Genomic DNA, 23,218 nt, shown 5'->3' with positions numbered 1-23,218 from the left:
GGGGGGAATTCACCATGGCGCGATTCAACACCAAGGCGGCCCGGGCGCAGCCCACCTCCCGCGTCACCTCCACGGGACGGGTCCTGCGCACCTACCAGGGCGGCCGCGGCCGGGAGCGGGACGCGCGCTCCGAGCTCTTCCTGCTCGCCGTCTCCCACTTCGTCTCGCAGCGGACCTTCTACGAGTCCGGCGCGGATCGCGACGACCGTTTCACCGCGCTCGTGCGCGAGCTCGCCGTCACCGACCCGGCCTGGACCGCGGGTCTGCTGGGCTGGCTGCGCGGCGAGGCCCGGATGCGGACCGCCGCGCTCGTGGGCGCCGCCGAGTACGTGCGCGCACGCCTGACCGCGGGCGCCACCGACGGCCCCGCCAACCGTCAGGTGATCGCCTCCGTCCTGCAGCGCCCCGACGAGCCCGGCGAGCTGCTCGCCTACTGGACCACCACCTACGGCCGCGCCGTCCCCAAGCCCGTCAAGCGCGGGATCGCCGACGCCGTGCGGCGGCTCTACCACGGCACGTCGCTGCTCAAGTACGACACCGCGGCCAGGGGTTACCGCTTCGGCGACATCCTCAACCTGGTGCACGCGGCGCCGGACCCGGACAAGCCGTGGCAGGGCGAGCTGTTCCAGTACGCGCTGGACCGCCGGCACCACCCGGACACCGCCGTACCGCCCGCGTCGAGCCCGGTGCTCGCCGCGCACCGCGAGCTGATGGCACTGCCCGTCGAGCGGCGGCGCGCGGTCGTCACCGGACGCGGCGGCGCCGAGCGGCTCGCGGCGGCGGGCCTCACCTGGGAGGCGCTGGCCGGGTGGCTCCAGGGGCCGATGGACAAGGCGGCCTGGGAGGCCGTGATCCCCTCCATGGGGGCTATGGCACTTGTCCGTAACCTGCGCAACTTCGACCGGGCCGGTGTCTGCGACGAGGTTGCCGCGCAGGTCGCGGCCCGGATCAGCCATCCGGCGGAGGTGGCGCGGTCGCGGCAGTTCCCGTTCCGCTACCTCGCCGCCTACCAGCACGCGCCGTCGCCGCGCTGGTCCCGTCCGCTGGAGCGGGCGCTCGGCCACTCGCTGGCCAACGTGCCCGCGCTGCCGGGGCGGACGCTGGTGCTCGTCGACCGGTCCGGCTCGATGTTCTACTCGCGGCTGTCCGAGCGCGCCGAGCTCAACCGGGCCGACGCGGCGGCGATCTTCGGTACGGCGCTCGCGCTGCGGGCGGCGGACGCGGACCTCGTCGAGTTCGGCACCATCAGCAAGCGGCTGCCCTTCGAGCGGGGCGAGTCGGTGCTGAAGATCCTCGGCCGCTTCGGCGACCTGGGCGGCACCGACACCACCTCGGCGATCCGGGCGCACTACCGGGGCCAGGACCGGGTGCTCATCGTCACCGACGAGCAGTACACGGACCACCGGCACGGCGACCCGACCCGGCAGGTCCCGGCCCGCGTCCCGGTCTACACCTGGAACCTGGCCGGCTACCGGGTGGGCCACGGCCCGTCGGGGACGGGCAACCGGCACACCTTCGGCGGCCTGACCGACGCGGCCTTCCGGATGGTGCCCTTGCTGGAGGCGGCCCGGGACGCCGACTGGCCGTGGACGACGGCGGCCTGAGGGCAGCCCTCCGAACGTGACCCGCACCTTCACGGGGGGTGCGGGTCACATCCGTGCCCGCGGTGCCCTTGCCGACGGGGCACACTGATATCTAACATTTCAGTTCATGGAGGCCATGCGACCCCTGCCCCGCACCCTGCTCCGGGACCGTGCCTGTGCCGCGATCCGGGACGCCATCGTCGCCGGGGAGATCGAACCCGGCGCGGTGGTGCGCGACGCGGAGTTCGCGGAGCGGCTCGGGCTGTCGCGGGCGCCGGTCCGCGAGGCGTTCGCCCGCCTCGTCGACGAGGGGCTGCTGGAGAGCAAGCCGCAGAGCTACACCAGGGTCACCCCGGTCGTCGCCGCGGACGTGAGGGACGCGGCGGCCGTGGTCGGCGCCATGCACGAACTGGTCACCCGGGCCGCCGTGCCCCGGCTGCGGGACACCGACCTGGACGTGATGCGCGCGGCCAACGACCGGTTCGCCGCCGCGGTCGCCGCCGGTGACGTGGACGCGGCCCTGCGCGCCGACGACGAACTGCACGACGTACTGGTCCGGGTGAGCGGCAACCGCGCGGCCGCCGCCACCGTCGCCCGCTACACCCCGCTCATCCGCCGCCTGGAGCGCCGCCGCTTCGGCGAGGGCGGCTCCTGCCGCTCGGCGGGCCTGCACGAACGGCTCATCGGGGCCTGCGCCGACGGCGACCCGGAGGCGGCGGTCCATGTCACGGCCGACATCTGGCACACCCTCTCCGACCTGGTCGACGACACCACCGACTGACCACCCCGCCAGGAGGCGCCCCATGTCCCTCTCCTCGTACGAGCGTTACCCCCTCCTCTTCGGCCCCTCGCCCGTGCACCCGCTGGAGCGGCTCACCGCCCACCTCGGCGGCGCAGCGCTGTGGGCCAAGCGGGAGGACTGCAACTCCGGGATCGCGTACGGCGGCAACAAGACGCGCAAGCTGGAGTACCTGGTCGCCGACGCCCTCGCCAAGGGCTGCGACACCCTCGTCTCCATCGGCGGGGTCCAGTCCAACCACACCCGCCAGGTCGCCGCCGTCGCCGCCCGCGCCGGACTCAAGTGCGTGCTGGTCCAGGAGAGCTGGGTGGAGTGGCCGGACTCCGTCTACGACAAGGTCGGCAACATCCTGATCAGCAGGCTGGCGGGAGCCGACGTACGGCTGGTCCGGGCCGGGTTCGGCATCGGGTTCAAGGAGAGCTGGGAACTGGCGCTGCGTGAGGTCGAGGAGTCCGGCGGCACGCCCTACGCCATCCCGGCCGGCGCCTCCGACCACCCCCTCGGCGGCCTCGGCTTCGCGGGCTGGGCCTACGAAGTCGCCGAGCAGGAGCGGGAGTCGGGCGTCTTCTTCGACACGGTGATCGTCTGCTCGGTGACCGGCTCGACCCAGGCCGGCATGGTGGCCGGCTTCGCCGCGCTCGCGGAGGCGGGCGGCCGCGCACGCCGGGTCATCGGCATCGACGCCTCCGCCAAGCCCACCGAGACCCGCGAGCAGATCGCCCGCATCGCTCAGCGGACCGGACGACTGATAGGCCTCAAGCGTGAGTTGACCGTCGACGACATCGAGCTCGACGAGCGCTACCACGCGGGCGTCTACGGCGTCCCCGACGACACCACCCTCGCCGCCATGCGTCTCGCGGCCCGAACGGAGGGCATGGTCACGGACCCGGTCTACGAGGGCAAGTCGATGGCCGGCCTGGTCGACCTGGTCGAACGCGGCGAGATCCCCGCCGACTCCACGGTCCTCTACGCCCACCTGGGCGGCCAACCGGCCCTGAACGCCTACAGCGCACTGTTCTAGGGGCCGCGGGTGCGGGGTTTGCGGTGCCCGGGACCGGGACCGGGGTGGGGGTGGGGTGGGGTGGGGTGCGAGACTCGGTGCATGGACTGGGGGCGTGAGTCGCGGTGGGAGAAGGACGCGATGACGGTGGAGATCGTCTTCGCCCTGGTGACCGCCGCCGCCACGGCCGCGGCGGTCTTCGCCGGGGCCGTGGCCCTCGCCCTGGCCACCGGCCTCTTCGGTCCGGTGCGGCAGGACGCGCTGGTGGCAGGTGCGGTGCTCGGGGTCGCGGTGGGGGTGTGGCGGCTGGTGCGGGTGCTGCGGCGGTTCGACGGACGGCGGCGGGCCGGTCACTGACCGCGGGTCCTCCGCGCCGCGGCCGGCGGTGCGCCGCCGTGCGGGGGGTGACCAGCCGCGACGGACCGGCGGCGGGCGGAGCGCCCGCCAGCGATACAGTGCACAGCGTGCGGGCGGACGATCACCAAAGAGACCCACGCGCCGGGCGGCCGGACGGCCCCCCACGGCGCGCCACGATCCATGACGTCGCCCAGCTCGCCGGCGTCTCCCGCCAGACCGTCTCCCGCGCGGTCAACGACAAGGGCGAGATCGACCCGGCCACCAAGGAACGCGTGCTGGAGGCGGCCCGGCTGCTCGACTACCGGCCCAGCCGGTTCGCCCGGGGCATGGTCCGCAAGGGCCAGGTCACCACCGGTCTGGTGATCCCCGACCTGATGAACCCGTTCTTCCCCGAGGTGGCCGCCGGGGTGCTGGAGGCGGCCGAGCAGCGCGGCTGGCAGGTCGTGGTGTGGGACTCCCGCACCGACGTGGCCCGCGAGCGCGAGGCGCTGGACGTGCTCTCGCACCAGGCGGACGCGGTCGTCGGCTACTTCAAGAACGACGACGACGAGCTCGCCCGCCTGCTCGGCGGCGTACCCCTCGTGATGCTGGAGCGCGGCCCGCAGCAGACCCGGTTCGGGGCCGTCGGCATCGATGTCGCCGCCGGGATGCAGCAGGGCGTCGCCCACCTGGTCGCGGCCGGGCACCGCCGGATCGGGCTGCTGGACGGGGACGGGCTGTCCGCCCCCGGCCCGCGCCGCACCGCCTTCCTCCAGGCGGCCCGGCGGCACGGCCTCCCGGTCGACGAGGGCTGGATCACGCTCTGCCCCGAGCACAGCGTGGCGGGCGGCGAGGCCGGTATGGAGCGGCTGTTCGCGGCGAGGCCGGACCTGACCGCCGTCGTCGGGTTCAACGACCTGATCGCCATCGGCGCCACCCGGGCCGCCCGGCGCCGCGGCCTGCGGGTGCCGGACGACCTCGCGGTGCTCGGCTTCGACGGGCTGTCGCTGGGCGAACTCGTGGAGCCCGCGCTGACCACCCTGCACATCGACAAACGCCGCCTCGGCCGGCTCGCCGTCGAGCAGGTCGCCCGGCTCCGGGCCGGGGAGGAGCCGCTGAGCGGCGCGGACGCCTGGGTGATTCCCGAGCTGGTGGTACGGGCCTCGGCCTGAGCGCCGGCACCGCCTCGGCCCGAGCGCCGGAACCGCCACTGACACCGCCTCGGCCCGAGCGCCGGCGCCGCTCCTGACACTGCGTCAGCAGATTGCGGTTGCAGGTGTCTTGACTGAGCTTTTCGGCCACCCCAATACTCGTCGGCAACGTTCACGTGAACGTTCACGGGGCTGCGACATCGTTGTCCTCCCCTTGTTCCGGAAAGCGAGTGCGCGCTCATGGCACCACACCGAACGATCTCCCGCAGACGTCTGCTGGGGGCCTCCCTGGGCGGCGCGGGTGCCGCCCTGCTGGGTCTGTCAGGATGCGGAAGCACCTCGGGATCGGTCTCCGCCGGCACCGACCACCTCAGCATCTGGTACTGGAACGGGTCGCTGAGCGACAAGCTCCTGGCCACCGCCGCGCGCGGGGTGCCCGGGGTGGCCGGGCTGAAGGTGAAGGGCTCGCCGATCGCCGGCGACTACAAGTCCAGGATCCGCACCAGCCTGGCGGCCCACGCCTATGTGCCCGACCTGGCCGCGGCCAACTCCGACGTGTCGGTGTTCTTCCCGGACGAGAGCGAGTTCCTGGACCTGCGGTCGCTCGGCGCGGACGCGGTCGAGGACGCGTACCTGCCCTGGAAGTGGAAGAGCGGCATCAGCCCGACCGGCCGGATGATCGGCTTCCCGCTGGACGCCGGCCCCACCGCGCTCTACTACCGCCGGGACCTGTTCGAGAAGGCGGGCCTGCCCGCCGAGCCGGACGAGGTCGCGGAGGCCACCTCGACCTGGGAGAAGTACCTGGAGGTCGGCAAGCGGCTCAAGGCCAAGGCCCCCACGCACCCCTTCCTGGTCTCGCAGATCAGTTACGTCTTCCGGATGGCGCTGTACCAGAGCGCCCAGCAGTTCGTCGACGCCGACGACCGCTTCATCGGCGACCAGCCGCACGTCAAGCGCGCCTGGGACCTGGCCGTGGAGACCTACCGGCAGGGCCTCAGCGCCCGGGTCCTGGACGCCACCCCGGACTTCAACTCGGCGCTGAGCGGCGGCCGTATCGCCTCGCTGATCACCGCGGTCTGGTACGCGAACGGCCTCAAGCAGACGGCGCCGAAGACGGCCGGCAGCTGGCGGCTGGCCGCGATGCCCGGCGGGCCCACCAACTACGGCGGCTCGTACGTCACGATCACCCGCTACTGCCGTGACCCGGAAGGGGCGTTCGCCTTCCTGAAGTGGATGCTCGGCCCGGAGAACCAGCTCAAGGCGTACCAGGAGATGGCGCTCTTCCCGACCACCCCGGAGATCTACTCCCGGTCCGAGATGCGCAGGCCCGACTCCTTCTTCGGCGGGCAGATCCCCGTCGACGTCTTCGGCCCGGCCGCCGAGAAGGCGCCGGTCATCTACTTCAGTCCGTACGAGAGCACCGCCAACACCCCGGTCTTCCAGGAGCTCACCAACGTGGAAACGCTCGGCAAGAACCCCGACAAGGCCTGGCGGGACGCCATGAACGCGGCCGAGTCCGAGCTCTCCCGGCGGGGGGTGGTCTGACATGGCGACCCTCACAGGAGCGGCTCCGGTCCCCACGGCGGACGGCGGGACGACCGACGGCGGCGGGACCGGCGCCCCGCGGGGCCGCCTGCGCCGGCACCTGCCGTCGTACCTCGCCATCTCGCCGTACTACGTGCTCTTCGCGGTCTTCGGTCTGTTCCCGGTGGGCTTCTCGCTCTACCTGTCCTTCCAGGACTGGGACGGGATCGGCCCGATGCGGTACGTCGGGCTCCAGCAGTACCAGTGGCTGCTGCACGACCAGGTGTTCTGGCACTCGATCCTGAACACCTTCGAGATCTGGTTCATGTCCACGGTGCCGATGCTGTTCCTGGCGCTGGTGATCGCGTTCCTGCTGAACGCGCAGGTGCGGTACGCGTCCGCGCTGCGGGTGGCGTACTTCGTCCCCAACATCACCTCGATGGTGGCCATGACCATCGTCTTCGGGTCGGTGTTCGCCCAGGCGGGGCTCGCCAACTCGCTGCTGAAGGCGGTCGGCGGAGACGGGGTCGGCTGGCTGACCTCGTCGCTCGGGATCAAGTCCGCGATCTCCATCATGATCATCTGGCGGTGGGTCGGCTACAACGCGCTGATCTTCCTGGCCGGTCTCCAGGCGATCCCCACGGACCTGTTCGAGGCGGCCCGGATGGACGGCGCGAACAGCCGCCAGACCCTCTTCCGGGTCCTGGTGCCGCAGCTGCGCCCGGTGATCCTCTTCGCCGTCATCACGTCCACCATCAACGGCCTGCAGATCTTCACCGAGTCGCAGGTGCTGTTCTACTCCGACGACCCCGGGACCACGGGCGGACCGGGCCAGGAAGGCATGACCATCGTGCTCTACCTCTGGCAGAAGGCCTTCAACGACCACCAGTTCGGCTACGGCGCCGCCATCGGCTGGTCGCTCTTCGCCCTGATCGCGCTCTTCGCGATCGTCAACTGGCGGCTGGTGTCCGGCTCCGAGCGCGACGGGCGGCCCCGTCGCTCGCCGCTCCCGCTGCCCGCGCTGCGCAAGGGAGGCCGCAATGGCCGTTGACCGTTCGCCTCGTACGGCCTCGGGTGCCGGGCTCGTGATCGGTTCCGGCAGCCGGCTCTCCCGGATCGGGGTGCGGGCGGCGCTGCTGTTCGGGGTCGTGGTCTCGCTGTTCCCCTTCTACTGGCTGGTGGTGATGGCGTCCGGGACGACGTCGGACATCTTCGCCTACCCGCCGAAGCTGGTCCCCGGACCCCATCTGCTCGACAACATGCGTGCGGTGGTCGACCGCATCGACTTCTTCGGCTCGCTCCTCAACACGGTCGTGGTCTCCGTCACCGGTACGGTCCTGGTGCTGTTCTTCGACTCGCTGGCCGCGTTCGCCTTCGCCAAGTACGAGTTCCCGGCGCGGAGGTTCCTCTTCGGCGTCCTGATGGCGACGTACATGATCCCGGCGCAGCTGTCGCTGGTCCCGCAGTTCGTCACCATGGCCCACTTCGGCTGGGCCGGTTCGCTGAAGGCGCTGACGATTCCCGCGGCCGCCAACGCGTTCGGCATCTTCTGGATGCGGCAGTACGCGAAGAACGCGCTGCCCGACGAACTCCTCGACGCCGGACGCATCGACGGCGCGGGCTTCTTCCGCCTCTACTGGCAGATCGCCGTCCCGCTCTTCCGGCCGGCCCTGGCCTTCCTCGGGATCTTCACGTTCATCCAGCTCTGGAACGACTACATCTGGCCGCTGGTCGTGATGATCGACCCCGACAAGGTCACCCTCCAGGTCGCCCTCGCCAACCTCAACGTCGCCTACAACACGGACTACGCCGTGGTGATGGCCGGCGCGCTGATGAGCGTGGTCCCCCTGATCGTGGTCTTCCTCATCGGCGCCCGCCACTTCCTGCGGGACCTGGCGGCGGGAGCGACGAAGATGTGACCGGCCCCGGCGCCGCCCCGGTCCTGCCCCGGCGACCGGCCTACTGGCCCGGTTCCCCGGGGCGGCCGGTGATGACGAGGGCCGCGGCCAGGAGGGCCGTGGCCGCGATCAGGGCGCTGATGCCGAAGGCCTGGGCGGCGCCGTGGGTGAGGGTGACGGCCGGGGCGGCGGCCGAGTGGCGGGTGGCGGTGCCGTAGACCGTGACCAGGACGGCGAGGCCGAGGGTGCCGCCCAGCCACTGGAGGGTCTGCAGCAGGCCGGACGCGGCGCCCGCCTCCCGGGGTTCGATACGGGCCAGGACGGTCGCGTTGAGCGGCATGAAGCTGAGGCCGGCGCCCACGCCGAGCAGCAGCAGCGGGCCCAGCAGCCCGGTCGCGTAGCCGTCGCCGGGGCGCAGCCGCCACAGCCAGCCGCCGGCGGCGGCCAGCAGGGTGATGCCGGTGAGCAGCAGCGGCTTGGTCCCGAAACGGGGGAGCAGCCTCGGCAGCAGCCGTACGACCGCGAACATCGCCAGGGTCATCGGCAGGAACGCGAACCCCGCGCGCAGCGGGGAGTACTCGAGGACCTGCTGGCAGACGAGGGTGAGGAAGTAGAAGGCGCCGAACATGCCCGCGGGCAGCAGCATCACGGTGAGGTAGCCGCCCGCCCGGTCGCGGTCGGCGAACAGCCGCAGCGGCATGATCGGCTGGCCGGCCCGGGACTCGATGAGGGCGAAGCCGGACAGCAGGGCGACGGCGCAGCCGAAGCCGAGCAGGGACCGGGTGTCGCTCCAGCCCTTCTCCGAGACCCGGATGAACCCGTAGACCAGGGAGGTCGTCCCGGCCGTCCCGGTGAGCGCGCCCGCCAGGTCGAAGCGGCCCGCGTGGCGCGGGGCCTCGGCGACGAAGCGGGGCAGGGCCGCGAAGAGGGCGATGCCGATGGGCACGTTGACGAGCAGGGCCCAGCGCCAGGACGCCCACGAGGTGAGCATGCCGCCGAGGACCAGCCCGGCGGAGCCGCCGATCCCGGCCATGGAGGAGTAGACGCTCAGGGCGTGGTGGCGGCGCGGCCCCTGGGGGAAGTTGGTGGTGATCAGCGCCAGGGTGCTGGGGGCGATCAGCGCCGCGCCGACGCCCTGCAGCGCGCGGGCCGCGAGCAGCCAGCCGCCCTCCGCGGCGACCCCGCCGAGCAGCGAGGACAGGGCGAACAGCAGTGCTCCGGCGCCCAGTGCGCGACGGCGTCCGACGATGTCGCCGACCCGCCCGCCGAGCAGTAACAGCCCGCCGAAGGCGAGGGTGTAGGTGTTGAGCACCCAGGACAGGCCGGTGCGGCTGAACCCGAGGTCCTGTTGGATGTCGGGCAGGGCGACGTTGACGACGGTGGAGTCGACGCCGACCATCATGTACGCGGTGACGATGACGAGGAGGGCGGAGCCGAGCCCGGCGGGGTGCGCGGGGGCCGGCCGGTTACCGGCGGCGGTGGACGGGCTGGACGGGGCGGACATGAGGTTCTCCCGTTCTGGGCGTCCCCGGCGCGGGCATGGGCGGGTACGGGCAGGGTGACTGCCCGCGGAGCACGCACGGCGACAAGCGGGGACTGTCTCCGTTTAGTGTTCGACAAGATACGGAGAGAGTCCCCGGTTCGCAAGGAGTAACTGGATGACGCAGGTCAGGCCCATGCGCGCGGACGCTCGCCGCAACTACGAGCGCTTGCTGAGGGTGGCCGTCGAGGCCTTCGCCGAGCATGGGGAGAACGCGTCCCTGGACGACATCGCCAAGCGGGCGGGCGTCGGCTCCGGCACTCTCTACCGGCACTTCCCGACCCGGCAGGCGCTGCTGGAGGCCGCGTACGTCGACCGGATCGAGGCGCTGGCGGTGCGCGCCGACGAACTGGGGGACGCGCTGCCGGCGGGCGAGGCGCTGGCGGAGTGGCTCAACGAGCTGTGCGTGGGGACGATCGAGGTGCGCGGGATGAAGGCGCTCCTGGGGTCCGCCGTCACCGACGGCAGCGTGGCCGCGGTGACGGCGTGCGGGGTGAGCGTGAAGGGCGCGGCGACCCGGCTGGTGTCGGCGGCGCAGGAGGCGGGGGTGCTGCGCGGGGACGTCGAGCCGATCGACGTGCTGCGGCTGGCGCACGGGGTGGCGACGGCGACGGAGCTGGCGAAGGGGGAGCGGACGCTGATCCGGCGGTACGTGGGACTGATGATGGAGGGGCTGGGGGCGTAGGGGGCCGCCCCGCGCCCCTCGGCCGGGTGCGCCCCCGCCCCCTGCCCGGGGCGCCGTGCTACAGCGCCTCCGCCCCCGGCTTCACCATGTTCCGGACCGTGCGGGCCTTCACGAACGAGCCCACGGCCGTCATGTCCCACTCGCCGGAGAACTGGCGGATGAGCTTCGCCATCAGGACGCCCGTCTGCGGTTCGGCGCCGGTGAGGTCGAAGCGGACCAGTTCCTCGCCGGTCGCGGCGTCCAGCAGGCGGCAGTAGGCCTTGGCGACCTCGGTGAACTTCTGGCCGGAGAAGGAGTTCACGGTGAAGACCAGGCCGGTGACCTCCGGCGGGATGCGGCCGAGGTCGACCACGATCACCTCGTCGTCGCCGCCCCCCTCGCCCGTGAGGTTGTCGCCGGAGTGCTTGATCGCGCCGCCGAGGACGGACAGCTTGCCGAAGTAGCAGCTGTCGATGTGGTTGCGCTGCGGGCCGTAGGCGATGACCGAGGCGTCCAGGTCGATGTCGGCGCCGCGGAACGCCGGCTCCCAGCCCAGGCCCATCTTCACCTGGGCGAGCAGCGGGCTGCCGCCCTTGACCAGGGACACGGTCTGGTTCTTCTGGAGGCTGACCCGGCCCTTGTCGAGGTTGACCTTCCCGGCGCCCGGGGCGGGCGGCGCGGGCGGGGCGGGCGGCATCGGGGGAACGGCGGGCGGGGCCGGCTGGGAGAGGGGGGCCGGGGGAGCGGCCGGCGCGGTGGCGGGGGCCGGTTCCTCCACCGACACTCCGAAGTCCGTCGCGATGCCGGCCAGTCCGTCGGCGTACCCCTGGCCGACCGCGCGGGCCTTCCACGCGCCGCCCCGCAGGTAGATCTCCACGACGACCAGCGCCGTCTCCGTGCCCAGCTGCGGCGGGGTGAAGGTGGCCAGCACCGAGCCGTCGTCCGCGTTGCGGATGGTCGCGGTCGGCTCGATGCCCTGGAAGGTCTGGCCCGCGGCGTCGGGGCTCGCGGTGACGACGATCTTCTCGATGCCGGGCGGCACGGCCGCCGTGTCGACGGTGATCGCGTCCGGGGACGTACCGCCGCCGGAGCGGTACGTCACACCGGGGCCGGCCGGCTGGTTGTAGAAGATGAAGTCGTCGTCGGAGCGCACCTTGCCGTCGCCGGTGAGCAGCAGGCCCGACACGTCGAGCCGCACCGGGGCGGCGACGTCCACCGCCACCCGGGGGACGGGGAGAGGGATGTTCGAGCCAGGGGTCATAGCTGTCATGCCCCACTGAACGAACGGCACCGCTTTACCGTTCCCTTACCGAAGGGCGGACCCGGGACAGCCCCCGGACGGCCCCCGGACGGCTCAGGGGACGACGACGATCTTCCGTCCCACCCCCGCCGCGAACTGCTCCAGCGCCTGCGGGTAGCTGTCCAGGGGGAGCCGGTCGCTGATGAAGACGTCCGGGTCCAGCACCCCGTTCGCGAACAGCTCCGCCGCCCGCTCGTAGCTGTGCAGCACGGCCATCGAGCCCGTGATGGTGATCTCCTGGTTGTAGATGCGGTACGGGTCGATGGTCACCCGCGTCGCGTAGTCGGCGACGCCGAACTGGAGGAACGTGCCGGCCTTGGCGACCCGGTCCAGGCCGTCCTGGATCGCCGCCGCGTTGCCGGTCGCGTCGATCACCACGTCCCAGCCCTGCGGCCGGTCCAGTTCGTCGGCGTGCGCGGCGGTCGCCGAGACGCCCAGGCGGCGGGCGGTCTCCAGCCGGGCCGGGTTGAGGTCGACCACGTCGACGCCCGCCGCGCCGGTCCGCTTGGCCAGCTCCAGCATCATCAGGCCCATGGTCCCGGAGCCGTAGACGAGCACCCGCGCGCCGAGCCTCGACCGCAGCACGTCGTAGCCGCGGACCGCGCAGGACAACGGCTCGATGAGGGCCGCGTCCTGGGTGCGGATGTGCTCGGGGAGCCTGACGCAGTTGGCGACCGGGGCCACCGCGTACTGCGCGGCCCCGCCCGGCACGGTCACGCCGATCGCGGCCCACCGCTCGCAGAGGTTGTTGTGGCCGCTCCGGCACTGCCGGCACTCGTGGCAGTACAGGGACGGGTCGACCGCCACCCGGTCGCCGACCGCCACCTCGGTCACCTGGGAGCCGACGCCGACCACCTCGCCCGCGAACTCGTGCCCCGGCACGATCGGCAGCTTGGGCGCGAACTCGCCCTGGAGGATGTGCAGATCGGTGCCGCACAGACCGCAGGCGGCCACCTCCACGACGACCTCGCGGGGGCCCGGTGCCGGGTCGGGGACCTCGGTGACGACGGCGCGGCCCACGGACTCGATGACGGCGGCCTTCATTTCACGGCTCCCAAGGACAGGCCCTGGACGAGTTTGTCCTGGGCGGCGAACCCCGCGGCGAGCACCGGCAGGGAGACGACGAGCGACGCGGCGCACACCTTCGCCAGGAACAGGCCCTGGCTGGTGATGAAGCCGGTCAGGAAGACCGGGGCGGTCTCGGCGACCACGCCGGTCAGGACCCGGGCGAAGAGCAGTTCGTTCCAGCTGAAGATGAAGCAGATCAGGGCGGTCGCCGCGATGCCGGGCAGCGAGATCGGGGCCACCACGCGCGCGAGGACGGTCGGCAGGCGCGCGCCGTCGACCCGGGCGGCCTCGATCACCGCGACCGGGACCTCGGCGAGGAAGGACTGCATCATCCAGACCGCGATCGGCAGGTTCATCGAGGTGTAGAGGACGACCAGCAGCCAGATGTTGTCGAGCATCCCGGCGTTCTTCGCGAACAGGTAGACCGGCAGCAGGCCCGCCACGGCCGGCAGCATCTTCGTGGAGAGGAAGAAGAACAGCACGTCCGTCCACTTGCGCACCCGGCGGATCGACAGCGCGTAGGCCGCCGGGAAGGACAGCAGGAGGACGAGGAGCGTCGAGGTCACCGACGCCATGGTCGAGTTGATCAGCGCGGGCCACGGGCTCGCCCCGCCGCCGACGCCGAAGAACTCGCGGTAGCCGTCCAGGGTGAGGGCGGCGGTGACGGACGGCGGGTTGGTCGCCGCGTCCGTCTCGGAGTGGAAGGACGTCAGCGCCATCCACGCGATGGGCAGGAAGAACACGATCCCCGTCAGCCACGCGACCAGCCCGGGTCCGCCCCGCCGTACGGCGGTCACTGCGGTGTTCATGCGCGGGACGCCTCCTCGCGGAACAGGGACGACACCACGCGCAGGGCGAAGGTCGCGATGACGATCGAGCCGATGACCACCAGGACGCCCGCGGCCGAGGCGAGGCCGTTCTCGTGGGCCTGGTAGAAGCTCTGGTAGACGGTGTAGGGGAGGTTGGCGGTGCCCAGGCCGCCGGAGGTGATGGTGAAGACCGCGTCGAAGTTCTGCACGATGTAGATCGAGCCCAGCAGGGCGCCGAGTTCGAGGTAGCGGCGCAGGTGCGGGAAGGTCAGGTAGCGGAAGATCTGCCAGTCGCTCGCGCCGTCCACCCGGGCGGCCTCCAGCTGCTGCTGGTCACGGCTCTGCAGTCCGGCCAGCAGGATCAGCATCATGAACGGCGTCCACTGCCACACCAGGGCGGCCTCGACCGCGAGCAGCGGGGTGTCGGAGATCCAGTCCGGCTGGGGACCGCCGACGTAGTGCAACAGGCCGTTGAGCAGGCCGTATTCGGGGTTGTAGAGGACGTGCTTCCACAGCAGCGCCGCCGCGACCGGGACGACCAGGAACGGCGCGATCATCAGGGTGCGGACCACGCCCCGGCCCCGGAACCTCCGGTTGAGCAGCAGCGCGACCCCGAGCCCCAGGACCAGGCTGACCAGCACCACGGTGACCGTCAGCAGGGCGGTCGTCCCCACCGAGTGGCGCAGGTCCGGGTCGGTCAGGACCTGGCGGTAGTTGTCGACGCCGGTGAAGTGGCGGTCCTTCGGGTAGAGGGCGTTCCAGTCGAAGAACGAGATCACCACGGTCGCCACGAACGGCAGCTGGGTCACCACGACCATGAAGACCAGCGCGGGCAGCAGCGGGGCCCGGGTGGCCCAGGCCCGCAGCCGGTCGGACGGGGGCCGGGGCGCCGGCCGCGCGGCGGCGGCGACCCGGGCGGTGGCGGTGGCGGTCATGATCCCTCGTACTTCTTGCCGACGGCCTCGGCGAGCTTCTGCGCCTTCTTCAGCGCGGCGTCGACGGACTGCTGACCGGCGACGGCGGAGCTGATCTCCTGGGAGACCTTGGTGCCCAGGTCGGTGAACTCGGGGATGTCGACGAACTGGATGCCGGGCGCGGGCCGCGGCTGGACACCCGGGTCGTTGGGCCTGGCGCTGGCGATGGCGTCCCGGGTGACGTCCGCGAAGGCGGCCGCCTCCGCGCGGTACTGCGGGATGTCGTACGTCGACGTGCGCTTGCCGGCCGGCACGTCGGCCCAGCCCGCCTTCTGGCCCACGAGCTTCTCGTAGCCCTTGCCCGACGCCCAGGAGATGAACTTCCAGGCGTCGTCGGGGTTCTTGGACGCCTTCTGGATCCCCCAGGCCCAGGTGTAGAGCCAGCCGGAGCTGTCGGTCTTCTCGACCGGGGCCGGGACGTAGCCCATCTTGCCCTTGACCGGGGAACCGGAGGCCTCCAGCGAACCCGCGCCTGAGGTGGCGTCGTACCACATCGCGGTCTTGCCCTGGGTCGTGTCGTTCAGGCACTCGGCGAAGCCCGACTGGGCGGCGCCGGACTCGCCGTGCTTGCGGACCAGGTCGACGTAGAACTGCGTGGCCTTCTTGAACTCGGGGGAGTCCAGTCGCGCCTTCCAGTCCTTGTCGAACCAGGTGCCGCCGAAGGTGTTGACGACCGTGGTCAGCGGAGCCAGCATCTCGCCCCAGCCGGGCAGCCCGCGCAGACAGATGCCCTTCATGCCGGGCTCCGCGCCGTCCACCTCGGCGGCCAGGTCGGCGACCTGCTGCCAGGTGGGATGGGCCGGCATGGTCAGCCCCTTCTTCTCGAAGACGTCCTTGCGGTACATCAGGAAGGACGACTCGCCGTAGAAGGGCTCGCCGTAGAGCTTGCCGTCCGCCGCGGTGAGGGCCTCCTGCATCGGCTTGAGGATGTCCTGCTGGTCGAAGGCGGTGTCCTTCTTCACGTACGCGTCGATCGGCTCCAGCCAGTCGTTCTTGGCGTAGATCGGGATCTCGTAGTTGGAGAGGGTGGCGACGTCGTACTGGCCGGCCTGGTTGGCGAAGTCCTGGCTGATCTTGTCGCGGACGTCGTTCTCGGGCAGCACGGTGAAGTTCACCTTGATCCCGGTGTCCTTGGTGAAGTGGGCGGCCGTGAGCTTCTGCAACTCCACCATCTGCGGGTTGTTGACCATGAGGACGTTGATGGAGTGGGCGGAGGAACCGCCGCCCGCGCCGGCGCCCGAGCAGCCGGCGAGCAGCGGGGTGATCAGCGTTCCTGCGGCGGCCACCGCAAACAGCGCGCGGGGCGTTCGACGGCTCTGGGTTCGCATGGGGCGCTCCTGGAGAACTTATCGGGACATAAGGGGCCCTCGTGGGCGTGGGTGTGCCGTACGGGGAGGGTGTTCGTCGATCAGACGCGGATGACCTGCGGGCCCTGGAGCGAGTAGCGGTGGGCCTCGGAGGCGGGCAGCAGGGTGCTGGTGACGATGGTCTCCAGCTCGCCGATCTCCGCGAACCGGCAGAAGCTGACCGCTCCGAACTTGGTGTGCACGCCCGCGAACACCGTGCGGCGCGCGGCCCGGATCGCCTGCGCCTTGACCTCGCTGACGGCGGGGTCGGGGGTGGTCAGGCCGTGCTCGCGGGAGATGCCGTTGGCGCCGATGTAGGCGAGGTCGAGGACGAAGCCGGCCAGCATCTTCGTCGTCCAGTGGTCGACGGTGGCCAGGGTGCCCCGCCGGACCCGGCCGCCGAGCAGCAGTACGGAGACGTTCTCGGCCTCCGCGAGCGCGCCCGCCACCGGCAGGGACGCGGTGACCACGGTCAGCGGCCGGTCCCCGGGCAGCGCCTCGGCGATGAGCTGGGGGGTGAAGCCCTCGTCGACGAAGACGGTCTCGGCGTCGCCCAGCAGGTCGGCGGCGGCGGTCGCGATCCGGCGCTTCTCGGGGACGTGGCTGGTCGAACGGAAGGCGAGCGTGGTCTCGAAACCGGCGCTCTCCACGGGATAGGCACCGCCATGGGTGCGGCGGACCAGCCCGTGGTCCTCCAGGGCGCGCAGATCGCGCCGGATGGTCTCCCTGGCGACGCCCAGCTCGGCGGCGAGTGCGGTGACGTCGACGGAGCCGGTGGCGCGGGCGGTCCGCACGATCTCGCGCTGGCGTTCTTCCGCCGTCCTGGTGCTCATGCCGTCACCCGCTTCCCCGTGGAGCCGCCCGTTCGGGCCATGGGGGAAGTTCTACCGCCGGTGCGCGGTCCGGACCAGGCCTGTTGCGCGCCCGATGCTGCCCGGGTGTGCCCGATCGGACTCCCGGGTGCCCGTCTCAGACCTGGGGCGCCGCTGTGGGTGACGTGGGATCGGGCATGATCCGTGCCCGAACGTGCCGCCGGGCGGGCCCGTTCGGTGCCCGCCCGCTCCCGGTGGGGGCTCAGTACGGCCAGATCGGCGGGTCGTTCACGAAACGGCCGCCCAGGTGGGTGTGGGCCGGGTTCTCCGGGTCCAGCTCGCCGTGCTCGGCGATCAGCTTGCCGGCGTACTGCTCCGAGTCGTCCTGCGGCGCGTAGCCGAGCGCCCGCGCGGAGGAGAGGTCCCACCACAGCCGGGTGTTGGCGGAGGAGCCGTAGACGACGGTGTGGCCGACCTCCTCGGCGGTCAGCGCCGCGTGGAAGAGGCGGGCGCCGTCGCCGGGGCTCATCCAGACCGAGAGCATCCGCACGTCCCGCGGCTCCGTGAAGCAGGAGCCGATGCGGACCGAGACGGTCTCCAGGCCGTGCTTGTCCCAGTACAGCTGGGCGAGGTCCTCGCCGAAGGACTTGGACAGTCCGTAGAAGGTGTCCGGGCGGTGCGGGGTGTCGACCGGGACGGCCGGCTCGCCCGGCCGCGGGGCGGGCGCGAAGCCGACGGCGTGGTTGGAGGAGGCGAAGACGATGCGCGGCACGCCCTCCAGCCGGGCGGCCTCGTACAGGTTGTAGGTGCCCTCGATGTTCGACCGGAGGATCTTCTCGAACGGTGCCTCCAGGGAGATCCCCGCGAGGTGGAGCACCGCGTCCACACCCCGTACCGCCTCGCGCAGCGCCGCCGTGTCCCCGAGGTCGGCGGTGATCGCGTCCGGCGCGCCCTCGACGGGCCGCACGTCGAACAGGCGCAGCTCGTAGCCGTACTGGGGGAGCAGTGACCGCATCAGGGTGCCGAGCCCGCCGGCGGCGCCGGTGAGCAGTAGCGTGCGGGGAGTGGGCATCCACGGTCTCCTTGGCTCGGCGCTGGTCGCGTACGTGCATTGTATTCACATTCGTGGACACGCTAGGGAGCTGGGGCGTGTTGCGTCAAGTGTGCCGTGGCGTGCGGAAATCCGCTGGCATGTTGGTCGTTTGCCTGCTTGACCGGCCTTGAGCGGGACTCGTAACGTGGTCGCGTTCATGAATATAGACGCCGATCAGAGGCGTGCATCGACTGCGTCGACCGCATCGCCCAGGGAGCGCCCGTGACGCCAGCCCCTCTCGCCGCCCGGCTCCGCGACCCGCGCGGGCCGCTCTTCTTCCCCGTCACGGCCTACGGCCCCGACGGCGCCCTCGACCTCGACGTCTACCGCGAGCACGTCCGCCGGGGCGTGGCCGCCGGCGCCGCCGCCGTGTTCGCCTGCTGCGGCACCGGCGAGTTCCACGCGCTGCTGCCCGAGGAGTACGAGGCCTGCGTGGCCGCGGCCGTGGAGGCGGCCGAGGGCCGGGTCCCGGTGGTGGCCGGCGCCGGCTACGGCACCGCGCTCGCCGCACGCTACGCGCGTCTCGCCGAGGCTGCGGGCGCCGACGGCCTGCTCGCCATGCCGCCCTACCTGGTGGTCGCCGGACAGGAGGGCCTGCTGCGGCACTACCGCGAGGTGGCCGCGGCGACCGGCCTCCCCGTCATCGTCTACCAGCGGGACAACGCGGTGTTCACACCGGCCACCGTCGTCGGACTCGCCCGCACCGAGGGGATCATCGGCTTCAAGGACGGCCTCGGCGACCTCGACCTCATGCAGCGCGTCGTCAGCGCCGTGCGCACCGAGGCACCCGGCGACTTCCTCTACTTCAACGGCCTGCCCACCGCCGAACAGACCCAGCTCGCCTACCGGGCCATCGGCATCACCCTCTACTCCTCGGCCGTCTTCTGCTTCGCCCCCGAGATCGCCCTCGCCTTCCACACGGCCCTGCGCGAGGACGACCGGCCGGTCCTGGAACGCCTGCTGGACGGCTTCTACCGCCCCTTCGTCGAACTCCGCGCCCAGGGCCGCGGATACGCCGTCTCCCTCGTCAAGGCGGGCGTACGGCTGCGCGGACTGGACGTCGGCGGGGTCCGCCCCCCGCTGCACGAACCGGGCGAGGATCATGTCAAGCAGCTCGCTCAGCTGATCGAGCGCGGGTACGCGCTGCTGGAGGAGAACGCGTGAGCCCGTCCGCGTCCGAAGGAAGCCGTATGAAGGCGTCGACGTTCGTCTACCCCTGGGACGTCAACGGGGACCCGGAGGCAGCCGGGCGGATCGCCGCACTCGGCGTGGACCAGGTCACCCTCGCCTCCGCCTACCACTCCACCCGCGCGCTGACCCCCCGCCACCCGCTGCGCCGCATCGTCACCGCCGAACACGCGGCCGTGTACTACCCGCCGGACGAGGGCCGTTGGGCGGGCCGCGCGCTCCGCCCGTACCCGGCCGGCGACTGGGCCCCGGGCGACGCCCACGGCGAGGCGGCCGAGGCCCTGCGCGCCGCCGGCCTCGAAGTGCACACCTGGGTGATCCTCGCCCACAACTCCCGTCTGGGCGCGGACCGTCCGGACACCTCGGTCGTCAACGCCTACGGCGACCGCTACCCGTGGGCCCCCTGCATCGCCCAGCCCGCCACCCGCGCCCACCTCACCGACCTCGCCGCCGAGGCCGCCGTGCGCCCGGGCGCCTCCGGCACCGAACTGGAGTCCCTCGGCTGGTACGGCCTCCAGCACCTGCACGCCCACGACAAGACCGCGGGCGTCCCGCTCGGCGACGCCGGCCAGTACCTGATGGCCCTCTGCTTCTGCCCGGACTGCCGGACGGGCTACGGCGAACAGGGCCTGGACGCGGACGAGCTGGCCAGGGCGGTCCGGCACGCGCTGGAACCGCTGTGGCGCGGCACCGCCGACGACGGGGGCTGGCCGACGGTCGAGAAGCTGCTCGGCGAGCCGGTGGCGGCGGCCACGCGCGCGTGGCGGGACACGACCGCCCGCACGCTCCAGGAGACGGTGGTCGCCGCCGTCCGCGCCGCCGCGCCCGCCGGCTTCCAGGTCCTGCTGCACGCCGACCCGGTGACGTACCACTGCGGCGCCAACCCGGGCGTGGACCCGCGGGGGATCCTGTCCGTCGCCGACGGGGTCGTGGTCCCCTGCGCGGGCGGCCCGGCGCCGCTGACGCCCTTCGCCGGGCACGCCCGCGCGGACACCGTCCTGGCGGCCAACTTCGGGGTGGTCTCCGGGATGGGCGGCAGCCCCGGCACGCTCGCGGCCGACGCGGAGCGCGCGCGGGCCCTGGGCGCGACCGAACTGCGGCTCTATCACGCAGGGTTGGCGTCCGACGAGGACCTGGCCGCGGTGCGGGAGGCGCTGCGCTGAGCCAGTGACCCGGCGGTGGCGAGCAGCCCGCCGCCGAAGAGCGCCAGCAGCAGCCGGTGGTCGACGAGTCCGACCAGGGCGGCCCCGGCCGTCAGCCCGATCACGTTCGGTGTGAACATCAGCGTGTCGGCGGTCGCGGTCGCCCGCCCCAGCGCGGCGGACGGGATCTCGCGCTGGACGGCGGTGTAGGCGGCGATCAGGACGCAGGGCAGGCCGAGTCCGGAGGCCAGGCTGCACGCGAGCAGTGATATGTCACACGGCACGGCCCGCCCGGCCATCGCGACCCCCGTCAGCGCGATCCCGCACACCGCGAACCACCGCTCGCCGAGCCGCCGCATCGCCGGCCCCGCGAGCAGCCCGACCGCGACCGAGCCGATGCCCTGGACGGCGTACAGCACACCGAGGTAGGCGGGGGCGCGGCCCAGCGCGTCCAGGACGGCGTAGTTGAGGGCGCTGCCCAGCGAGGCCAAAAAGAGCGTGGTGCCGCCGGCCCGGACCAGCGGGCGCAGCCCGGGGTGTCCCCGGAGCAGCCGTACGCCCTCGGCCGTCTCCCGCCGCCAGTTCCCGGCGGCCCGCGCGGGGCGCTCCTCGCGGACCCGCAGCAGCGCGCACAGCCCCGCCGCGAGCACGAAGGTCAGGGCGTCGAGCAGAACGACGGCCCGCCCGCCGTACGCCGTGTACAGCGCGGCGCCGGTCAGCGGGGCGACCAGCTTCATGCCCTCGCGGGCGGTCATCCGCAGCCCGTTGAAGTCGCCGAGCAGGCCGGGGTCGACGGCGGCGGCGACGAGCGCGGCGTTGGCGGCCTCCTCCACGACGCCGGCCGCGCCGTATACGAGCAGGACGGCGAACAGGAGCGGGACGGAGGCCGGGGAGCCGACGGTCAGCAGGGGGAGCAGGAGACCGGCGAGAGCGAGGTTGACGGAGATCAGCAGGGGTTTGCGGCGGACGCGGTCGGCGAGGGTGCCGAGGACCGGGCCGGCGAGGGTGGGGGCCCAGAGGGCGGCGGTGCACAGCGCGGCGAGGCCGTCGGACCCGGTGAGGTCCTTGACCCAGACACCCGACACCAGCCAGAGCGCCGAGGTGCCGAAGCCGGACACCACGACGCCGGCGAGGTAGAGCGCCGCGTTGCGGTCCCGCAGCAGCCGCACCACGGCCCAGGAGGAGGTCGTCATGTCGGCTCATGGTCGGTCTGAGGCGGGGGTGCGGGCATCGGGAAGGTGCCTTAGAGCGGAGCCGGGAGCGGGCCGGGTCCGGGCGCGCCGATGAGTTTCGGCGCGCCGCGCGGTCCACCCTTCGACGCAGACCACCGCACCGGCAGGAGGCACCGGAGATGACCGGCACGACCATGATCGACCTCGGACCGCAGGCGAGGATCGTGGCGGCGCTCGCGGAACGGGTGACGGACGGGCAGCTGGCGGCGCCGACCCCGTGCCCGGCCTACGCGGTCCGGCACCTCCTCGGCCATGTGGCGGGACTCTCCGTCGCCTTCCGGGACGCGGCCCGCAAGGACCTCGGCGCGACGACCGGCACCCCGCCGGACGCCGTCACGCCCGACGTCGGACCGGGCTGGCGCACGGAGCTGCCCGAGGCCCTCGACGCGCTCGCCCGGGCCTGGCGCGACCCGTCCGCGTGGGAGGGCATGACGCGGGCCGGCGGGATCGACCTGCCGGGCGCGGTGGCGGCCGCGGTGGCCGCCGACGAACTGGTCGTCCACGGCTGGGACCTGGCCCGTGCCACCGGCCAGGAGTACACCCCGGACCCGGCGGCCCTGGAGGCGGCGTACGGCTTCCTGCGGACGGCGGCCCAGGGCGACCGCGGCCCGTTCGGCCCGGTCGTACAGGTGCCCGAAGCGGCCCCACTGCTGGACCGCACGATCGGCCTGACCGGCCGCGCCCCGGGCTGGAAGCCGTAGCCGACGCGGGGTCGCGGGAATGGACGGTCGGCGTCACCCTCCCTCGTGGGGCTCTCCCGCCTGGGTGGAGCCCGGGAGAGGGGAGTCCTCGGCCGTCAGTCGTTCGAACTGGTCGCACAGGGCGTTGAGGGCGCGGGCAAGACGCCGGGCGTGGCCGACGGTGCCGCCGTATCGGGGGCTGGGTACGGCTTCCAGTCTGCTGCGGGCCTCCCACACACATCTGCGTGCTACGTAACCGGCGACGCTCGCCTTGCCGACCTCTTCCGCCAGTGACTCGATCTCCGGGACGAGCAGATGCAGGTGACCTCGCAACGCGTCGGTGAGGAGGAGCAGTCCGGCGGCTGACGGGGGCAGCACACCAGGGGCCGCGTCCGGGTCGAGCAGGATGCTCGCGGTGCCCCTCATCGTGGTGATGTCCGGAGGAGGGGTGCTGTGAGCGCTCTCGACCAGGGGCTCGGTCGCGCGGCACAATCCCACGGTCACCCGTGGGGAGAGCATGGTGAGGTCATCGTTGTCCACGGCTTGACGATCCCAAGGACGGCATCAGCCGGGGATATGACAACCCATGACACGGAGTTGATCTTGACGCGTTCGGTGACGATCACAGGGACCCGTGGCACAGGCCACCGTCGGCCCGACGACTTCTCGGCTCTGTTCGCCGAGTATCTGCTCCCGTTCACCACAAGCGCGCACTTCTACCTCGGCGGCGCCAAGGGCATCGACACTCTTGCCTTGTTGTGGTTGGCCGGGAACACGGAGGCCGACCTCACCGTGGTCACTCCCGGCACGCTCGACCAGCAGCCGGCCGAAGCCCGTGAAGCGGTCGCCCTGGTCCGCGAACGCCTCACCGAGATCGTGGAACTCGCCGCACCGGAGTTGCACACCGACGCGTACCACGCACGGAACAGATGGATGGTCGACCGCTCGGAGATGACGATCGGCTTCCCCGGCGTCGAGCAGCTTCGGTCGGGTACCTGGCAGACCCTGAACTACACACGCGATCAGGGGAAACCACACCTGGTCGTTCCTGTTTAGCCGTGTTTGGCCACGCTCCGGTG

At 72.4% G+C, this 23,218-nt stretch carries 23 protein-coding genes; 13 read left to right on the top strand and 10 right to left on the bottom strand.

All coding sequences use genetic code 11. The features are described from left to right. Window positions 1-14 precede the first annotated feature (14 nt). The 8 genes from ACZ619_RS03520 to ACZ619_RS03485 all read left to right on the top strand — a co-directional run bounded on the left by ACZ619_RS03520 (window position 15) and on the right by ACZ619_RS03485 (window position 8,312). A complete protein-coding gene (locus ACZ619_RS03520; protein WP_469593582.1) occupies window positions 15-1,604 on the top strand; it encodes a TROVE domain-containing protein in 1,590 nt (529 codons plus the stop codon). A 106-nt stretch (window positions 1,605-1,710) separates the two neighbouring features. Beyond that, window positions 1,711-2,364 (top strand): GntR family transcriptional regulator, encoded by a 654-nt coding sequence (locus ACZ619_RS03515; RefSeq protein ID WP_469593579.1) that lies wholly within the window; start codon window positions 1,711-1,713, stop codon window positions 2,362-2,364. 22 nt (window positions 2,365-2,386) lie between these two features. Further along, the gene (locus ACZ619_RS03510; RefSeq protein WP_469593576.1) at window positions 2,387-3,403 is read left to right on the top strand and encodes a 1-aminocyclopropane-1-carboxylate deaminase; all 1,017 of its coding nucleotides are present in this window, start codon (window positions 2,387-2,389) and stop codon (window positions 3,401-3,403) included. Between the two features lie 81 nt (window positions 3,404-3,484). After that, complete coding sequence (locus ACZ619_RS03505) at window positions 3,485-3,739, top strand: DUF6332 family protein (RefSeq protein WP_469593573.1); 255 nt, start codon at window positions 3,485-3,487, stop codon at window positions 3,737-3,739. Window positions 3,740-3,837: 98 nt separating this feature from the next. Further along, the gene (locus tag ACZ619_RS03500) at window positions 3,838-4,890 is read left to right on the top strand and encodes a LacI family DNA-binding transcriptional regulator (RefSeq protein ID WP_469594474.1); all 1,053 of its coding nucleotides are present in this window, start codon (window positions 3,838-3,840) and stop codon (window positions 4,888-4,890) included. Window positions 4,891-5,109: 219 nt separating this feature from the next. Further along, window positions 5,110-6,414 (top strand): ABC transporter substrate-binding protein, encoded by a 1,305-nt coding sequence (locus ACZ619_RS03495; protein ID WP_469593570.1) that lies wholly within the window; start codon window positions 5,110-5,112, stop codon window positions 6,412-6,414. Between the two features lies 1 nt (window position 6,415). Continuing rightward, on the top strand, window positions 6,416-7,444 hold the full coding sequence (locus ACZ619_RS03490; protein ID WP_469593568.1) for a carbohydrate ABC transporter permease: 1,029 nt from the start codon (window positions 6,416-6,418) through the stop codon (window positions 7,442-7,444). Further along, entirely contained in the window at window positions 7,434-8,312 is an 879-nt protein-coding gene (locus ACZ619_RS03485; RefSeq protein WP_469593566.1) for a carbohydrate ABC transporter permease, read from the top strand. The genes ACZ619_RS03490 and ACZ619_RS03485 overlap by 11 nt, the downstream gene beginning before the upstream one ends. Window positions 8,313-8,352: 40 nt before the next feature. On the opposite strand, the gene ACZ619_RS03480 is transcribed toward ACZ619_RS03485, so the two are convergent. Beyond that, entirely contained in the window at window positions 8,353-9,795 is a 1,443-nt protein-coding gene (locus ACZ619_RS03480) for an MFS transporter (RefSeq protein WP_469593564.1), read from the bottom strand. Between the two features lie 154 nt (window positions 9,796-9,949). Here ACZ619_RS03480 and ACZ619_RS03475 point away from each other — a divergent pair, with 154 nt between their 5' ends. After that, window positions 9,950-10,516, top strand: a complete 567-nt coding sequence (locus ACZ619_RS03475) for a TetR/AcrR family transcriptional regulator (RefSeq protein ID WP_469593563.1) — start codon at window positions 9,950-9,952, stop codon at window positions 10,514-10,516. Window positions 10,517-10,574: 58 nt separating this feature from the next. Here the strand turns inward: ACZ619_RS03475 and ACZ619_RS03470 are convergent, their stop codons facing one another. The 7 genes from ACZ619_RS03470 to ACZ619_RS03440 all read right to left on the bottom strand — a co-directional run bounded on the left by ACZ619_RS03470 (window position 10,575) and on the right by ACZ619_RS03440 (window position 17,876). Continuing rightward, the gene (locus ACZ619_RS03470; RefSeq protein ID WP_469593562.1) at window positions 10,575-11,756 is read right to left on the bottom strand and encodes a TerD family protein; all 1,182 of its coding nucleotides are present in this window, start codon (window positions 11,754-11,756) and stop codon (window positions 10,575-10,577) included. 93 nt (window positions 11,757-11,849) lie between these two features. After that, complete coding sequence (locus ACZ619_RS03465; protein ID WP_469593560.1) at window positions 11,850-12,839, bottom strand: zinc-dependent alcohol dehydrogenase family protein; 990 nt, start codon at window positions 12,837-12,839, stop codon at window positions 11,850-11,852. After that, window positions 12,836-13,672, bottom strand: coding sequence for a carbohydrate ABC transporter permease (locus ACZ619_RS03460; protein ID WP_469593558.1), 837 nt, complete (start codon window positions 13,670-13,672; stop codon window positions 12,836-12,838). Before ACZ619_RS03460 ends, ACZ619_RS03465 begins: the two co-directional genes overlap by 4 nt. Next, window positions 13,669-14,607: a carbohydrate ABC transporter permease gene (locus tag ACZ619_RS03455; RefSeq protein ID WP_469593555.1), complete on the bottom strand. Its 939-nt coding sequence runs from the start codon at window positions 14,605-14,607 to the stop codon at window positions 13,669-13,671. Before ACZ619_RS03455 ends, ACZ619_RS03460 begins: the two co-directional genes overlap by 4 nt. Beyond that, window positions 14,604-15,974: an ABC transporter substrate-binding protein gene (locus ACZ619_RS03450; RefSeq protein WP_469593554.1), complete on the bottom strand. Its 1,371-nt coding sequence runs from the start codon at window positions 15,972-15,974 to the stop codon at window positions 14,604-14,606. Before ACZ619_RS03450 ends, ACZ619_RS03455 begins: the two co-directional genes overlap by 4 nt. Before the next feature lie 80 nt (window positions 15,975-16,054). Further along, a complete protein-coding gene (locus tag ACZ619_RS03445) occupies window positions 16,055-16,825 on the bottom strand; it encodes a DeoR/GlpR family DNA-binding transcription regulator (RefSeq protein WP_469593551.1) in 771 nt (256 codons plus the stop codon). A 241-nt stretch (window positions 16,826-17,066) separates the two neighbouring features. Further along, the gene (locus ACZ619_RS03440; RefSeq protein ID WP_469593549.1) at window positions 17,067-17,876 is read right to left on the bottom strand and encodes an NAD-dependent epimerase/dehydratase family protein; all 810 of its coding nucleotides are present in this window, start codon (window positions 17,874-17,876) and stop codon (window positions 17,067-17,069) included. Between the two features lie 243 nt (window positions 17,877-18,119). On the opposite strand from ACZ619_RS03440, the gene ACZ619_RS03435 reads away from it, so the two are divergent. Together ACZ619_RS03435 and ACZ619_RS03430 are read left to right on the top strand one after the other, a co-directional pair. Then, window positions 18,120-19,061 carry a 5-dehydro-4-deoxyglucarate dehydratase gene (locus tag ACZ619_RS03435; RefSeq protein WP_469593546.1) on the top strand — a complete coding sequence of 314 codons (942 nt, stop codon included), beginning with the start codon at window positions 18,120-18,122 and terminating at the stop codon, window positions 19,059-19,061. A gap of 26 nt (window positions 19,062-19,087) precedes the next feature. Further along, window positions 19,088-20,248, top strand: coding sequence for a hypothetical protein (locus ACZ619_RS03430; protein WP_469593544.1), 1,161 nt, complete (start codon window positions 19,088-19,090; stop codon window positions 20,246-20,248). Here the strand turns inward: ACZ619_RS03430 and ACZ619_RS03425 are convergent. Continuing rightward, window positions 20,191-21,420: an MFS transporter gene (locus ACZ619_RS03425; RefSeq protein WP_469593542.1), complete on the bottom strand. Its 1,230-nt coding sequence runs from the start codon at window positions 21,418-21,420 to the stop codon at window positions 20,191-20,193. The two genes, ACZ619_RS03430 and ACZ619_RS03425, sit on opposite strands and share 58 nt — an antisense overlap. Before the next feature lie 158 nt (window positions 21,421-21,578). Between ACZ619_RS03425 and ACZ619_RS03420 the strand changes: the two genes are divergently transcribed. Next, window positions 21,579-22,160 (top strand): TIGR03086 family metal-binding protein, encoded by a 582-nt coding sequence (locus ACZ619_RS03420; RefSeq protein ID WP_469593540.1) that lies wholly within the window; start codon window positions 21,579-21,581, stop codon window positions 22,158-22,160. 33 nt (window positions 22,161-22,193) lie between these two features. Here the strand turns inward: ACZ619_RS03420 and ACZ619_RS03415 are convergent, their stop codons facing one another. Beyond that, window positions 22,194-22,565, bottom strand: coding sequence for a DUF6415 family natural product biosynthesis protein (locus tag ACZ619_RS03415; RefSeq protein ID WP_469593537.1), 372 nt, complete (start codon window positions 22,563-22,565; stop codon window positions 22,194-22,196). A 27-nt stretch (window positions 22,566-22,592) separates the two neighbouring features. Between ACZ619_RS03415 and ACZ619_RS03410 the strand changes: the two genes are divergently transcribed. Continuing rightward, window positions 22,593-23,195: an LOG family protein gene (locus tag ACZ619_RS03410; RefSeq protein WP_469593536.1), complete on the top strand. Its 603-nt coding sequence runs from the start codon at window positions 22,593-22,595 to the stop codon at window positions 23,193-23,195. Window positions 23,196-23,218: the final 23 nt, after the last annotated feature.

It is taken from the genome of Streptomyces sp. NPDC104367, assembly GCF_055583825.1.
Note: the sequence above shows the minus strand (reverse complement) of the source record. Positions and strands in the feature narration are given on the sequence as shown.

What these genes read in the sequence shown, in the direction of transcription:
- ACZ619_RS03480 (WP_469593564.1), bottom strand. Translation starts at nt 9,795, where the DNA reads ATGTCCGCCCCGTCCAGCCCGTCCACCGCCGCCGGTAACCGGCCGGCC.
- ACZ619_RS03460 (WP_469593558.1), bottom strand. Translation starts at nt 13,672, where the DNA reads ATGAACACCGCAGTGACCGCCGTACGGCGGGGCGGACCCGGGCTGGTC.
- ACZ619_RS03490 (WP_469593568.1), top strand. Translation starts at nt 6,416, where the DNA reads ATGGCGACCCTCACAGGAGCGGCTCCGGTCCCCACGGCGGACGGCGGG.
- ACZ619_RS03510 (WP_469593576.1), top strand. Translation starts at nt 2,387, where the DNA reads ATGTCCCTCTCCTCGTACGAGCGTTACCCCCTCCTCTTCGGCCCCTCG.
- ACZ619_RS03505 (WP_469593573.1), top strand. Translation starts at nt 3,485, where the DNA reads ATGGACTGGGGGCGTGAGTCGCGGTGGGAGAAGGACGCGATGACGGTG.
- ACZ619_RS03515 (WP_469593579.1), top strand. Translation starts at nt 1,711, where the DNA reads ATGGAGGCCATGCGACCCCTGCCCCGCACCCTGCTCCGGGACCGTGCC.
- ACZ619_RS03470 (WP_469593562.1), bottom strand. Translation starts at nt 11,756, where the DNA reads ATGACCCCTGGCTCGAACATCCCTCTCCCCGTCCCCCGGGTGGCGGTG.
- ACZ619_RS03430 (WP_469593544.1), top strand. Translation starts at nt 19,088, where the DNA reads ATGAAGGCGTCGACGTTCGTCTACCCCTGGGACGTCAACGGGGACCCG.
- ACZ619_RS03450 (WP_469593554.1), bottom strand. Translation starts at nt 15,974, where the DNA reads ATGCGAACCCAGAGCCGTCGAACGCCCCGCGCGCTGTTTGCGGTGGCC.
- ACZ619_RS03475 (WP_469593563.1), top strand. Translation starts at nt 9,950, where the DNA reads ATGACGCAGGTCAGGCCCATGCGCGCGGACGCTCGCCGCAACTACGAG.
- ACZ619_RS03455 (WP_469593555.1), bottom strand. Translation starts at nt 14,607, where the DNA reads ATGACCGCCACCGCCACCGCCCGGGTCGCCGCCGCCGCGCGGCCGGCG.
- ACZ619_RS03440 (WP_469593549.1), bottom strand. Translation starts at nt 17,876, where the DNA reads ATGCCCACTCCCCGCACGCTACTGCTCACCGGCGCCGCCGGCGGGCTC.
- ACZ619_RS03445 (WP_469593551.1), bottom strand. Translation starts at nt 16,825, where the DNA reads ATGAGCACCAGGACGGCGGAAGAACGCCAGCGCGAGATCGTGCGGACC.
- ACZ619_RS03425 (WP_469593542.1), bottom strand. Translation starts at nt 21,420, where the DNA reads ATGACGACCTCCTCCTGGGCCGTGGTGCGGCTGCTGCGGGACCGCAAC.
- ACZ619_RS03465 (WP_469593560.1), bottom strand. Translation starts at nt 12,839, where the DNA reads ATGAAGGCCGCCGTCATCGAGTCCGTGGGCCGCGCCGTCGTCACCGAG.
- ACZ619_RS03495 (WP_469593570.1), top strand. Translation starts at nt 5,110, where the DNA reads ATGGCACCACACCGAACGATCTCCCGCAGACGTCTGCTGGGGGCCTCC.
- ACZ619_RS03520 (WP_469593582.1), top strand. Translation starts at nt 15, where the DNA reads ATGGCGCGATTCAACACCAAGGCGGCCCGGGCGCAGCCCACCTCCCGC.
- ACZ619_RS03415 (WP_469593537.1), bottom strand. Translation starts at nt 22,565, where the DNA reads ATGAGGGGCACCGCGAGCATCCTGCTCGACCCGGACGCGGCCCCTGGT.
- ACZ619_RS03485 (WP_469593566.1), top strand. Translation starts at nt 7,434, where the DNA reads ATGGCCGTTGACCGTTCGCCTCGTACGGCCTCGGGTGCCGGGCTCGTG.
- ACZ619_RS03420 (WP_469593540.1), top strand. Translation starts at nt 21,579, where the DNA reads ATGACCGGCACGACCATGATCGACCTCGGACCGCAGGCGAGGATCGTG.